This is a genomic window from Nocardia sp. CNS-044 (assembly GCF_059570515.1).
Genome location: NZ_JCANSX010000005.1, coordinates 1049216 through 1062369, shown reverse-complemented (window position 1 = coordinate 1062369; position 13154 = coordinate 1049216). Strand labels below are relative to the sequence as shown.

The window sequence follows — 13154 nt, the reverse complement described above, 5'->3', positions numbered from 1 at the left end:
CATCCACCCTCTCGGGGCGAAACTACCGCTTGTACAAGCAATTCATTGCAGAATGAGGGCAGAAACCAATCCGTGGCAATCTTTGAGCAGCATTGCTGGGAGGCCCCGATGCCCGCCGCACCGGATTTCGACGATCTGTTCGCACTGCCCGCGATCGACCATCCCGCGCCGAAAGAGAGTTTCCCGGACAAGGAAGTCCTTCCACAGGTCGCCTACCAGATCGTGCACGACGAGCTGCTGCTCGACGGCGTCTCCCGGATGAACCTCGCCACCTTCTGCACCACCTGGGTCGACGACCAAGCGCGCAGGTTGATGAACGAGTCGCTCGACAAGAACATCGTCGACAAGGACGAATACCCGCAGACCGCGGAACTGGAGCGCCGCTGCGCGCGGATGCTCGCCGACCTCTGGCACGCCCCGGATCCCGCGACCACGCTCGGCACCTCGACCACCGGGTCCAGCGAGGCCGCGATGCTGGGTGGGCTCGCCGCCAAGTTCCGCTGGCGCGAGCGGGGCGGCTCGGGCACGCCGAACTTCGTCTGCGGACCCGTGCAGGTCTGCTGGGAGAAGTTCGCCCGCTACTTCGACGTCGAGATTCGCCAGGTGCCGTTGCGCGGCGACCGGCTCACCATGCACCCCGACGACGTCGCCGCGCACTGCGACGAGAACACCATCATGGTGGTCGCCAATTTCGGGCAGACCTACACGGGACTTTTCGAGGACGTCGCGGGCATGGCGCGTGCGCTCGACGATCTCCAGTCCGCGAAGGGCCTGGACATCCCGCTGCACGTGGACGCGGCGAGCGGCGGTTTCCTCGCCCCGTTCACCGCCCCCGACGTGGTGTGGGACTTCCGCCTGGAGCGGGTGAAATCGATCAACTCCTCCGGCCACAAGACCGGTCTCGCCCCGCTCGGCGCGGGCTGGGCCATTTGGCGCACGGCCGACGACCTGCCCGCGGAGCTGATCTTCGACGTCGACTATCTCGGCGGCAGCATGGCCACCTTCAACCTGAACTTCTCCCGGCCCGGCGGGCAGGTGATCACGCAGTACTACGACTTCATCCGGCTCGGCAGGCTCGGCTACACGCGGTTGCAGGAGGCGATCTACCGGGTCGCGGGACATCTGGCGGACGGGTTGCGGAAGTTCGACGGGTTCGAGCTGATCCACGACGGCGATCCGGGTCGCGGCATCGCCGCGGTGTGCTGGCGACTGACCGGCTCGCCCGGTTTCAACCTCTACGACCTGTCCGATCGGCTACGCACCCGCGGCTGGCTGATCGCCGCGTACCCACTGCCGCCCGATCGCGGATCGGAGACGATCATGCGCGCGGTGATCCGGCACGGCTTCACCCACGACATGGTGGACCTGTTGCTCGCCGACATCGAACGCAGCGTGCGGCAGCTGGCCGACCATCCGCTGACGGTCTCGCTGACCAGGGCGGAAGCGGGCGGCTTCACGCACAACGCGACGCCGAAAGTTCCCACCGCGCAACCGAAGACCACCGCCGAACAAGCCTAGTCCCGCGGCCGAGTACGCGAAGGTGCGCCCGCCGCCACCGATCGCCATTCCCGGCGGCGGGCGTACCTCCGCCCGCGACCCTCAGGCCGCGCGCATCAGGTCGATCGGCTCCCACCGATACACATCGCTGACCGCGCCGTGGAACAGCGCCAGATCCACCGCGTCCAGCATCGCCTGGCGCGGACCCGAACGCTGTAACTGCGCCGCGGAGATCGCCAAGCGCAGCACGCCGCCGCGCCGCGCGGTCCGCGCCGCACCCATCACCAAGGCGCGGCACCACCACGGCTCGGCGCGGAAACCTTCGCCGATGCCGTAGACGCGCGACTTCTGCGCCGCGTTGCGCTCCAGATCGAGGATCGAGGTGAGCCCGAGCGCCAGCCGGAACCCCGTCTCGGGCAGCGCGGCGATGGCCCCCGCCGAGGCGTCCCAGCGCGGCGCGGCGAACAGCCGGGTGCGCAGTTCCGCCTGCTCCAGCACCCGGTCGGCCGCGGTGAGCCGCAGCTTGGCCTCGTGCTTGGGCAGCGTCGCGAACTCGGCCCTGCGCCGCTTGGTCGCCGCTTGGTCGTAGCCGTGCAGCACGATGGCGTCGCCGCGGGCCCGCCTGCCGCGCAGCCATGCCTGCGTCGCCAGGTCGTCGACCAGCCGGTACTTGCCCTTCAACCGCGGCGCCACCAGCAGCGACAACCGCACGTCGCGGCGATCCATCTCCGCGGCGAATTCGATCGCGGCGTCTCGAGTGGTGTCCCGGATACCCGACACGGACACGATCAGCTCAGCGTTCATGAATCAACGGTGCCGGACGCAGGTGTCATTCATGTGCAGCGAGCATGACCAGGGGACGAACAACCGAAGCACCGTCGGCGACCAGCCCGGGCCGCCGACGGTCGGTCTTTATTCGTCGGCCAGGCCGACGGTGTCGAGCACCCAGGCGTGCTCGAACGCCACTTCCTTCCACTTCTCGTAGCGCCCGCTGACGCCGCCGTGGCCCGCGCTCATCTCCGTCTTGAGCAGCAGCGGCGCGTCACCGGTCTTGGTCGCGCGCAGCTTGGCGACCCACTTGGCGGGCTCGACGTAGAGCACCCTGGTGTCGTTCAGGCTGGTGACGGCGAGGATCGCCGGGTAGTCCTTGGCCTCGACGTTCTCGTACGGCGAATAGGACTTCATGTACTGGTAGACGTCCTTGTCCGCCAACGGGTTACCCCACTCGTCCCACTCGATGACGGTGAGCGGCAGCGACGGGTCGAGGATCGAGGTCAGCGGGTCGACGAACGGCACGTTGGCGAGAATGCCCTGGAACAGCTCCGGCGCCAGGTTCGCCACGGCGCCCATGAGCAGCCCGCCCGCGCTGCCGCCGTCGGCGACCAGCCGATCGGGCGCGGTCCTTCCGGTGTCGATCAGGTGCCGCGCGCAGGCGACGAAGTCGGTGAAGGTGTTCTTCTTGGTGAGCGTCTTGCCGTTCTCGTACCAGAGCCTGCCCATCTCGCCGCCGCCGCGCACGTGCGCGACCGCGAACACCATGCCGCGATCGAGCAGCGACAGCCGCGCGACCGAGAAGGACGGATCCATGCTCGCCTCGTACGAGCCGTACCCGTAGAGCAGCAGCGGGTTGGGCTGGCCCTCGGCCACCGCGCCCTTCTTCCACACCAGCGAGATCGGGATCCGGGTGCCGTCCTCCGCGATCGCCCAATCCCGGTGCTGCGCATAGTCGTTCGCGTCGTAGCCGCCGAGCACCGGCTGCTCCTTGCGCAGCAGCAGCGCGCCGGTGGCCGGAACGTAGTCGAAGACCTGCATCGGGGTGATGAACGAGGTCAGGCCGATGCGCAGGGTCGGCTGGGTCCATTCCGGGTTCGCGCCGGAGCCGACCGCGAAGAGCTCCAGATCGAACTCGAGTTCGCGCCGCTCGCCGTAGCCGGAGTCGGTCAGCGACCAGACCGCGACCCTGGTCAGCGCCTCGCGCCGGTAACTGAGCACCAGGTGATCGGCGAACGCGTCGACGTCCTCGAGCCGCACGTCGTCGCGGTGGCCGATCAGCAGCGTCAGGTTGGACGGATCGGCGACGGGCGCCTCGGCGAGCACGAAGTTCTCCGCCTTCACCCCGTCCACGACGTCGTTGTGCAGGATGAGGAAGCGGTCCTCGCCGCCGATCACCGCGTGCTCGGCCGAGTATTCGACGCCCTCGCGCCGCGGCATGATGATCCGGAAATCGCCCTCGGGGTTGTCGGATTCCAGCACCCAGCCCTCGGTGGTGATCTTGGAGCCGACCCAGATCATCAGGTACTTCTCCGAGCGGGTGGAGCCGATGCTCACCCAGTAGCGCTCGTCGGGCTCGTGGAAGACCTTCACGTCGGCTTCGGTGGCGGTGCCGAGCCGGTGCCGCCACACGGTGTCGGGGCGCCAGGACTCGTCGACCGTCTGATAGAAGACGTGGCTGCCGTCCAGCGACCAGGTCGCGCCCGGTGCGGTGCCCGCGATCTCGTCGGCGAGCGGTTCGCCGGTGCGCAGGTCCTTGAAGCGCAGGGTGTAGCGCTCGTCGCCGACGGTGTCGACCGAGTAGGCCAGCAGATTGCCGTCGTGGCTCACCGAGAACGCGCCGAGGGCGAAGTAGGCGTGGCCCGCGGCCAGCTCGTTGCTGTCGAGCAGCACCTGTTCACCGGGGATCTCGCTGTCGACCTCGAGCCGCGGCGGAGTCCACGCGTCGATGCCCTCGGCGGCGCCGCTGGCGATCGGGCAGCGGCAGTGCACGCCGTACTGCTTGCCCTCGTAGCTGCGCGAGTAGTACCAGAACTCGCCCATCCGGGTCGGCACCGAGAGGTCGGTCTCCTGGGTGCGCGACTTGATCTCCTCGAAGATCTTCTCGCGCAGGCCCTGCAGGTGCGCGGTCTGCGCCTCGGTGTAGGCGTTCTCCGCCTGGAGGTGGGAGATGACCTCGGGATCCTCCTTGTCCCGCAGCCACTCGTACTCGTCGACGAAGACGTCGCCGTGATGCACCCGCTCGGTCGGCACCGTCTTGGCGATCGGGGCCGCCACCGCACTTTCGACAGACATGCGGTCCACCCTACTTGCGGGTCGTCGAATCCCCCGCGCGTTGGAACTCCGCGGGCGGCGCCTCGCCGCCCGCCGCGCGGATGACGTCGTCGAGCACCTCGCAGGTGCGGTGCAGATCGCGCAGCGCGCGGTCGATCCTGGCCCGCTCCTCGGTCAGTTTCTCCACCAGGAACGGGGTCGCTTCGGCGCTGGGTGAGCCGTCGGTGTCGTGGATGCACGGGAGCAGTTCGGCGATGGTGTCGCTGGTCAGTCCGGCCGCGAACATCTCCTGGATCCGGCGCACCCGCTCGACGGCCGCCTCCGGATACTCACGCTGCCCGCCGGAGCTGCGGGCGGCGGCGAGCATGCCCTTGTCCTCGTAGTACCGCAGCGACCGGACGCTCACGCCGGTTCGCTCGGCAAGTTCACCGATGCGCACGTCACTCCCCGAGCCCTTGACCTGACATTGATGTCAGCTTCTAGCGTACGCCTCATGAAACTTCTGACGCCCTACCGCGACCACGAACTCGCCCTGCCGAACCGCATCGTCATGTCTCCCATGACCCGCTTGCGTTCGCTACCGGACGGCTCCCCGACCCCCGACGTCGTCGACTACTACGCGCAACGCGCCACCGCCGGATTGATCATCACCGAGGGCATCTGGCCGCATTCGACCGGTCAGAGCGAGGCGTGGGCGCCCGGCCTGCAGACCGAAGCCCACGTCGACGCTTGGCGCCGGGTCACCGAAGCGGTGCACGCGAAGGGCGGGCGGATCTTCGCGCAGCTGATGCACGGCGGCCGCAAGAACCATCCGCTCGGCCGCATCGACGGAACCTGGCCCGCCGGTCCTTCCGCGGTGGTCGATCCCGATCGCGTGCACCTGATCGAGGGCGGCAAGGCCGATCCGATCACGCCGGGCGAGCTGAGCCGCGCCGACATCGCGGCGGTGATCGGTCACTACGCCGCCTCCGCCCGCAATGCGATGGCCGCGGGCTTCGACGGCGTCGAAATCCACGGCGCCAACAGCTATTTGCCCCACCAGTTCCTCGCCGACAACACCAACCTGCGCACGGACGAATACGGCGGTTCGATCGACAACCGGATGCGGGCGCCGCTGGCGATCGTGGACGCCGTGGCCGAGGCGATCGGATCGCGCCGCACCGCCATCCGGCTCTCGCCGGGCAATCCGCAGTTCAACATGTACGAGGCCGATCCGGCGCCGCTGTACCGAAAGCTGGTGTCCGAGTTGGATCGTCGCCAGCTGGCCTATCTGCACCTCGTCGACAACGACGACTATCCGGCGTTGACCGATCTGCGTCCGCGCTGGCGCGGCACTCTGATCGCCAACATCGGCGAGAACCGCGAACCGACCACCGCCGCGGGTGCGGAAGCGGTATTGCGCGCGGGCACAGCGGATCTCGTCTCGTTCGGGCGTGCGTTCATCGCCAATCCCGATCTGGTGGAACGGATCGCGCGCGATCTGCCGCTGAACTCGATCCGCGAGGACGGGCTGTACGGACGAGACGCGAAGGGCTACACTGACTATCCGGCTTGGTCGGAGAGCGCGTTGTCCCGATCGTAGGTGTGTTGCGCCGGGTCAGGCGCCGATGGCCGAGCCGATGGTCGGCCACGAGGCGTGCAGTGTGTCCTGCCAGTAGGACCAGGAGTGGGTGCCGACCGGGCTGTAGTCGATGCGGGCCGGAATGGCCAGACTGCGCAGGCGCCGCTCGAAGGCGATCACGCAGGTGTTGATACCCACCTCGACCGGGCCGCCGAGGACGATGTTCTCGGCGAGCTGCGGCTTGATCTCCGTCTCGTGCGGGCCGGGGACGCCGGTGCCGGTGGACAGGTAGATCGTCTTGCCGCGCAGGCGTTCCGCCAGCAACGAGGGGTCGTGCTCGGCCCAGGCGTGGGTGCCCGGCGCGCCCCACATATTGATCGGGTTGCCGCCGCGGTTGGCGATCGAGAACATCACGCCACCCGTGGCCAGGCCGGTATCCGGGCAGGCGCTGTAGCCCGCGATCGCCGTGTACAGCTGCGGGTTGCGCGCGGACAGGACGAACGCGGCGGTGCCGCCCATGGAGAGTCCGCCGATCGCGTTGACGCCGTTGCCGTCGAAGTTCGCGTCGATCAGCGGCGGCAGTTCCCTGGTCAGGAAGGTCTCCCACTTGTAGCGGCCGAAGCGCGGGTCGTCCTGCTGCCAGTCCGTGTAGTAGCTGGCCTGGCCGCCGACGGGCAACACCACATTGACGTTCTTGCTCCGGAAGAACGCCTCGGCGTCGGTCGCGTTGGTCCAGGTGCTCTGGCCTACGCCGGGGTCGAGCCCGTCCAGCAGGTAGTAGGTCGGCCGGGCGCCGCCGCCCGCCGGATGCAGCACTTGAACATGAACCGTTCGGCCCATCGCCGGGGAATCGATGAAGACCGAGGATCGGGTCGGGCTCAACGGATCGATCCGCACGATCTGCGCGGCGGAGGCCGGGGCTCGTGCGATCAGCGGGCCGAGCATGGCGATCGCGACCGCAAGCACTGCCACAGCAACTCCGGTACGCCGCACGTCTCGCCCTCCATCACCGCATGAGAGTGGGCTCCAACGTAACTCACTCCATGGAGTTGCGGAAGGGATCCGAGATCTCGGCTCTTCTACAGCAAACTGCCCAGTGCGTAATGGGTTTCACGCTGACCCCACCGGTCACCGACCTTCGGCGCGCTCCAACGCCCCACGAATGGATCCGGCGAGATAGTCCAGATCGGCACGGGGCGGGGTCGTCGGACGGCCACGCAGCCCGAACCCGTCACCCGGCGTCCGCGGGATGACGTGCAGGTGCACGTGAAACACCTCTTGCCCCGCCGTCACGCCATCGGCGAGAAAGAAATTGACCCCGTCACACCCCACCTCACTCGCCCGCAACGCCCCCGCCAGCCGCTGCCCCACCTGAAACAGCTTCCCCCCGATCACCGGATCCAGCTCCGCCAAACACCGCGCCGCCACCCGCGGCACCACCAGCATATGCCCCGGCGTCATCGGCCGAATGTCCATGAACGCGACCACGTCGTCGTCCTCGTACACCTTGGAAGCCGGCGCCCGCCCGGCAATGATGTCGGCGAAAATCGAGTACGGATCCACACCGCACCTTAACCTGCCAGCGGCCACGATCGAACCGATGCAGGCTCGCGCGCTCGAGACGCGCCGCGTCGGTTCGAGAACAGGCAGATTCGATAGGTGAAATTGCGTTGCATGCGTGCAGTAAGGCAGTAAGCTGTTCTCAGCCCCTGGCACTAGCTGGGGGAAGTGGACCCGACTCTTCACCGGACGGTGGGCAGTCGGGTTTCGCGCTATTGGGGCCGCTTGTCGACATCGATGACGACACGTACGAGCGGCATCACGATCTCCTTCCACCGGCCTCCCGCTCCGAACGCCCAGGCGACTGCGTCGGGCCACCACAGTGCAGGCTCACTGTGCGGAGCTACATGGACATACGGGATCTCAACCGACGCTTTGCGCAAGACTTCCGCGATGCAGTGCCGATCACGGTGATCTTGGCTCTCACGCGACTCGATGACCAGTCGGCCAGCATTGGCCACGATGAGATCGGACACCAAGGCGGCCAGGCATTCACGACGGGTAGGAACCTCGGCGCCTCTGCCTTCGTAGATCGATACTTCGACACCCGGGAATCGCGCCATAGCCGTCAAGATTTGGCGTCGCCGCTGATCCGGCTCGTGATTGAAGTGCCACCGCCGCTGCCCTGGCAGCAGGAATCCTCGGCCGAGACCACGTGCTCCGGCCAGTTGATCGCAGCGAATCAGCGCGGCGCACAGCAGGTACCGATCTCGACGGACCGATTCGTCGACGAAGGCGTGAATGGGCACCGATGGACGATACCGTTCCGCTATCGAACAGGTAGTCGAATCAGCCCCGAGCTCCACCGAAGTTGCCCGGTGAGAGGAAGTTTCAGCGAAAAAGATGGTCGCAGACCACTACCAGCGGTCCGTACACTCCTTCAGCTTCTGGCACTAGCCGGAGGAAGTGGGCGCAGGTCCTGGCCGGACGACCAGCAGCCGGGTTCCGCGTGAACCCGGCTCCTCTCCGGACGGGTGGGCAGCCGGGTTTCGCGTTTGCGCCGTCAGAGGATTGGCGACGGGGTGTAGCGGGCGGCTTCGGGGTAGGTGTCGACGAGTTTTTGGACCTGGGCGATGACGTCGGCGGCCTGGGCGCCCGCGGCGCCGATGAAGGCGGACTTGTCGGCGAGAGCGGTGTCGAGGGCCGGGCGGTCCAGGGGGAGGCGGTGGTCGGCGGCGAGGCGGTCGAGCAGGTCGGGCTCGCGGCCCTGTTCGCGCATGGCGAGGGCGACGGCGACGGCGTGCTCCTTGATGACCTCGTGCGCGGTCTCCCGGCCGACGCCCGCGCGCACCGCCGCCATCAGGATGCGGGTGGTGGCGAGGAACGGCAGATAGCGGTCGAGCTCGCGGGAGATGACGGCCGGGTAGGCGCCGAACTCGGCGAGCACGGTGAGGAAGGTTTCCATCATGCCGTCGATGGCGAAGAACGCGTCCGGCAGCGCGACCCGGCGCACCACCGAACAGAACACGTCGCCCTCGTTCCACTGCGCGCCCGACAGTTCGGCGGCCATCGAGGCGTACCCACGCAGCACCACCTGCAGACCGTTGACGCGCTCGCAGGAACGGGTGTTCATCTTGTGCGGCATGGCCGAACTGCCCACCTGCCCGGGCTGGAAGCCCTCGGTGACCAGCTCGTGCCCCGCCATCAGGCGAATGGTGTGCGCGAACGAGGACGGACCCGCGCCCACCTGTACCAGGGCGGAGAGCACGTCGTGATCCAGCGAGCGCGGATACACCTGACCGACGCTGGTGAACACCGTCGCGAAGCCGAGATGCCGGGCGACCTGCTGTTCCAGCGTGGCCAGCTTGGCCGAATCGCCGCCGAGCAGGTCGAGCATGTCCTGCGCGGTGCCCATCGGCCCCTTGATGCCGCGCAGCGGGTAGCGGTCGATGAGCTCGCGCAGCCGGGTCAGCGCGATCAGCAGCTCGTCGGCGGCCGAGGCGAAACGCTTGCCGAGGGTGGTGGCCTGCGCCGCCACGTTGTGCGAGCGGCCGGCCATCACCAGCGTCTGGTACTCGGCAGCCCGCTCGGCCAGCCGCGCCGCGATGGCGACGCCGTGCGCGTGCACGTGCTCGAGCGAGAGCCGGATCTGCAGCTGCTCGACGTTCTCGGTGAGGTCGCGGCTGGTCATGCCCTTGTGCACGTGCTCGTGCCCCGCCAGCGCGTTGAATTCCTCGATGCGCGCCTTCACGTCGTGGCGGGTGACCCGCTCGCGCTCGGCGATGGAGGCGAGATCGACGTGGTCGATCACCCGCTCGTAGTCGGCGATCACTCCCGCCGGGATGTCGATGCCGAGCTCCGACTGTGCCCGCAGCACCTCCAGCCACAGCCGCCGTTCCAGCACGATCTTGTGCTCCGGCGACCACAGGTGCACCAGCTCGGGGCTGGCGTAACGGGTGGCGAGGACATTCGGGACGAGACTCACGTCTGGTCAGTCTAGTGCTCGGAACCTGTCCGCTTGCTGCGGCGTCGCCGGGGCGACGATATCGATCACCTCGAGCAGCGCGCCGCGCGCCATCCGCCGGGGTTCCGGGTTGCTTTCGCTCAGCGCCGCGACCACCGCGCCGTCCACCACCGCGACCACCCTGCGTAGCTGTTCGGGACGCACCATCCGGTCCGAACGCCGCAGCACGTCGGCGAGCAGCTCGTCGAGCTGGGCGCGCAGCCGTAGCTGGACCTCGCGTAGCTCTGGATGTCGCGCCGAGGCCACCGAACGCTCGTAGCGGGCGATCAGCTGACCACGCGCGCCTTCGTCGGGCCCGTCGGCGCCGACCAACAGGTCCAGCACCAGGTCGACGGTCGCCTCGGCGCCGCGGCGGCGGTGACTCACCTCGCCGACCCTGCGGCGCATCGCGTCCAGCTCCGCGTTCCCACTGAACTCGACCGCGCGGGCGATCAGGTCTTCCAGGGACTCGAAGTAGTACGTGGTCGAGGCGAGCGGTAGATCCGCGCGCGTGGCAACCGAGCGATGCCGCACCGCATCGAATCCGCCTTCGAGTAACAACTCGGCGGCGGCCGCTACCAGAGCCTGGCGACGCCGTTCGCCTTTCGGGGTCGTCGCGGTTATCACCGTGCCATCGTGCCAGTCGTCATCAGTTCATCCGTGCGAAATCGAGAGTCGAAAGCCAGCAATCGTTGTTTTACCTCATCTGGGCGTTCCCGGTGCCGAACTGTGGAAACTTGTTGTCGGACTTGAGGTTCAGGCGCCCAGATAGTAGCCGAGCCGGAGCAGCGCCGCTTCGATATCCGCGGTAGCGCCCGCAAACGAGAAGCGAACGGTGCGATGCCCGGCCACGGTGTCGAAGTCGATGCCGGGCGCCAAGGCCACTCCGGTGTGCTCGAGCACTTCGGCGCACCACTTGCGCGAATCGTCGGTCAGGTGGCCGATGTCGGCGTAGGCGTAGAACGCGCCGTCGGCGGGCGCCAGCTCGGTGATGCCCAGCCTCGGCAGGCCGTCCAGCAGCAGCCGCCGGTTCACCGCGTAACGCTGGACGTGGCCGTCGAGCTCGGTTTTGGCCTCCGCGCCGAAGGCGTGCAGCGCCGCGTACTGGGAGACGGCGGGCGGGCACACCGTCATGTTGGAGGCCAGCCGTTGCAGAGCGGGCCGCAGCCTGCTCGGCGCGAGCATCCAGCCGAGCCGCCAGCCGGTCATCGAGAAGTACTTGGACACCGAGCCGATAACCACGGATTCGCGAGAGGTCTCCCACGCGGAGGAGGTCTGCGCCGCCGAGCCCGGGGTCTCGTAGGTGATGCCGTGATAGATCTCATCGGAGATCAGCAACGTCCCGTGCGTGTCGCACCAGCGGGCGAGTGCGGCGAGTTCGGCCGGGGTGATCATGGTGCCGGTGGGGTTGGCCGGGCTGGCGACGACCAGACCGGCGGGCGGCTCGGGCAGCGCTTCGAGCATGGCGACGGTCGGCTGGAAGCGAGTCTCGGGGCCGCAGTCCAATTCGACCACCCGGCAACCCAGCGCGGTGAGCGTGTTGCGGTAGGCCGGGTAGCCGGGCCGGGCCACCACTACGGTGTCGCCCGCGTCGAAGGCGGCGAGGAAGATCAGGGTGAACGCGCCGGACGACCCGGTCGTCACCACCACCTCGTCGGGGTCCACGTGGTAGCCGTAGGTGTCCATGTGGTGCTCGGCGATCGCCTCGCGCAGCTGCAGGATGCCGAAAGTCTCTGTGTAGCCGAGCAATTCGGCGTCGATCGCGGCTTTGGTCGCGCGCAGCACCGGGGCGGGAGCGGGCGTCGAGGGCTGACCGGCCGCGAGCACGAGCACGTCGCCGTGTGTTCGGGCGCGCTCCGCGGCGGCTTTCCAGACATCCATCACGTAGAAAGGTGGAATGGTCGACCGGCGAGATTCTCCTGACACCCGACAGACGGTAGACCCTCGGGCTCGGCGGCAGGTCGCCAACGCTCGGCTTTCGTCGAAGAGCTTTCTCGGCCGACACCTGCCCACAACCGTGCTTGCGTCGCGCGCGCACGGCTAAGGTCGGCGTAATGCTGGAAAAGGCTCGCCGCGCGGGGCTCGAGCGGGTACGCGGAGTGGGAGGCATCGGCGTCATTCCGCCGGATTGGCGTGCCAAGGTGCGGGAGCGGTCCGATCGCGACCCGCGCCGCCTGCTACGCCGCGCCCGCGCCGAATTCGCCGAACTGCGCCGCCGCCCCCTGCCCGACCCGCGGGACCTGTGGACCGAACAGAAACGGCAGGACTACCGAGCGCTGCTGCGCAAACATCGGGTGCTGATCGCGGGGCTGGCGGTGACACTGCTGGTGGCCGGGGCCGATTCACCGTTCGACTGGGGCGTCGGCCACCGCGATCCCGGCCCGAACGAGGCCATGCGGGTGTTCTTCGCCCATCCCCAGGAAATGCAATCGACCCCGCCCTCGGTGCGCCGCTACCTCAACGCCATCGCGAGCGGCGAACGGCGCCGCGAACAGGCCGTGGTCGCCGCCGCGGCGCGAGCGACTCTGGAGCGGGCCAAGGCCGAAGCCGCCGCGGCCGCCGCGGGCGAATGGCAACCCTGGATGGGGGGCACCGCACCGCTGCCGCCCGGCTCGATCCTGCCGGGCGTCGGCGGATTCGTACTACCGACCCGTGGCACCTTCACCTCCGGATTCGGTTCGCGCTGGGGCACTTTCCACAACGGCATCGACATCGCCGCGCCCATCGGCACCCCGATCTACGCCGTCGCCAACGGCACCGTGATCGACGCGGGCCCCGCCCAGGGTTTCGGCTTGTGGGTGCGCATCCGCCACGACGACGGCTCGATCACCGTCTACGGGCACATGTACGACTTCTTCGTCTCCGTCGGCGAACGCGTCCCGGCGGGCATGCAGATCGCCCGCATGGGCAACCGCGGCGATTCCACCGGCCCCCACCTGCACTTCGAGGTGATCGTCGGCGGTCGCCACGTCGACCCGCGCGCCTGGCTGGCGCTGCACGGTCTCAGCTTCTAGTGCTGCGTCCAGATTCACCCCGCGACGCGGGCGG

Annotated in this window: 12 protein-coding genes; 3 read left to right on the top strand and 9 right to left on the bottom strand. The window is 68.3% G+C overall.

Features of this window, described 5'->3' with window-relative positions:
• The first annotated feature begins 108 nt into the window (after positions 1–108).
• The gene (gene gad / locus T333_RS05895) at positions 109–1518 is read left to right on the top strand and encodes a glutamate decarboxylase (RefSeq protein WP_357246290.1); all 1410 of its coding nucleotides are present in this window, start codon (positions 109–111) and stop codon (positions 1516–1518) included.
• Between the two features lie 81 nt (positions 1519–1599).
• Here the strand turns inward: gad and T333_RS05890 are convergent, their stop codons facing one another.
• The 3 genes from T333_RS05890 to T333_RS05880 form a co-directional block, all read right to left on the bottom strand.
• On the bottom strand, positions 1600–2301 hold the full coding sequence (locus tag T333_RS05890) for a DUF2334 domain-containing protein (RefSeq protein WP_357246293.1): 702 nt from the start codon (positions 2299–2301) through the stop codon (positions 1600–1602).
• 108 nt (positions 2302–2409) lie between these two features.
• Positions 2410–4563: a S9 family peptidase gene (locus tag T333_RS05885; RefSeq protein WP_355000334.1), complete on the bottom strand. Its 2154-nt coding sequence runs from the start codon at positions 4561–4563 to the stop codon at positions 2410–2412.
• A 10-nt stretch (positions 4564–4573) separates the two neighbouring features.
• Positions 4574–4981, bottom strand: a complete 408-nt coding sequence (locus T333_RS05880) for a MerR family transcriptional regulator (protein WP_496423853.1) — start codon at positions 4979–4981, stop codon at positions 4574–4576.
• A gap of 54 nt (positions 4982–5035) precedes the next feature.
• On the opposite strand from T333_RS05880, the gene T333_RS05875 reads away from it, so the two are divergent.
• A complete protein-coding gene (locus T333_RS05875) occupies positions 5036–6124 on the top strand; it encodes an alkene reductase (RefSeq protein WP_496423852.1) in 1089 nt (362 codons plus the stop codon).
• 15 nt (positions 6125–6139) lie between these two features.
• On the opposite strand, the gene T333_RS05870 is transcribed toward T333_RS05875, so the two are convergent.
• The 6 genes from T333_RS05870 to T333_RS05845 all read right to left on the bottom strand — a co-directional run bounded on the left by T333_RS05870 (position 6140) and on the right by T333_RS05845 (position 12032).
• A complete protein-coding gene (locus T333_RS05870; protein WP_496423851.1) occupies positions 6140–7096 on the bottom strand; it encodes an alpha/beta hydrolase in 957 nt (318 codons plus the stop codon).
• Positions 7097–7231: 135 nt separating this feature from the next.
• Positions 7232–7666, bottom strand: coding sequence for an HIT family protein (locus tag T333_RS05865; protein WP_496423850.1), 435 nt, complete (start codon positions 7664–7666; stop codon positions 7232–7234).
• 209 nt (positions 7667–7875) lie between these two features.
• The gene (locus T333_RS05860; RefSeq protein WP_355000339.1) at positions 7876–8412 is read right to left on the bottom strand and encodes a hypothetical protein; all 537 of its coding nucleotides are present in this window, start codon (positions 8410–8412) and stop codon (positions 7876–7878) included.
• 254 nt (positions 8413–8666) lie between these two features.
• Positions 8667–10088: an adenylosuccinate lyase gene (purB, locus tag T333_RS05855; protein WP_357246311.1), complete on the bottom strand. Its 1422-nt coding sequence runs from the start codon at positions 10086–10088 to the stop codon at positions 8667–8669.
• A 6-nt stretch (positions 10089–10094) separates the two neighbouring features.
• Positions 10095–10733, bottom strand: a complete 639-nt coding sequence (locus T333_RS05850) for a TetR/AcrR family transcriptional regulator (protein ID WP_355000341.1) — start codon at positions 10731–10733, stop codon at positions 10095–10097.
• Between the two features lie 129 nt (positions 10734–10862).
• Positions 10863–12032 (bottom strand): pyridoxal phosphate-dependent aminotransferase, encoded by a 1170-nt coding sequence (locus tag T333_RS05845; RefSeq protein WP_496423849.1) that lies wholly within the window; start codon positions 12030–12032, stop codon positions 10863–10865.
• A 128-nt stretch (positions 12033–12160) separates the two neighbouring features.
• Here T333_RS05845 and T333_RS05840 point away from each other — a divergent pair, with 128 nt between their 5' ends.
• On the top strand, positions 12161–13120 hold the full coding sequence (locus T333_RS05840; RefSeq protein ID WP_357246317.1) for a M23 family metallopeptidase: 960 nt from the start codon (positions 12161–12163) through the stop codon (positions 13118–13120).
• Positions 13121–13154: the final 34 nt, after the last annotated feature.

Coding starts and splice junctions, on each gene's coding strand:
- T333_RS05890 (WP_357246293.1), bottom strand. CDS start 2,301: ATGAACGCTGAGCTGATCGTGTCCGTGTCGGGTATCCGGGACACCACT.
- T333_RS05875 (WP_496423852.1), top strand. CDS start 5,036: ATGAAACTTCTGACGCCCTACCGCGACCACGAACTCGCCCTGCCGAAC.
- T333_RS05885 (WP_355000334.1), bottom strand. CDS start 4,563: ATGTCTGTCGAAAGTGCGGTGGCGGCCCCGATCGCCAAGACGGTGCCG.
- T333_RS05840 (WP_357246317.1), top strand. CDS start 12,161: ATGCTGGAAAAGGCTCGCCGCGCGGGGCTCGAGCGGGTACGCGGAGTG.
- gad (WP_357246290.1), top strand. CDS start 109: ATGCCCGCCGCACCGGATTTCGACGATCTGTTCGCACTGCCCGCGATC.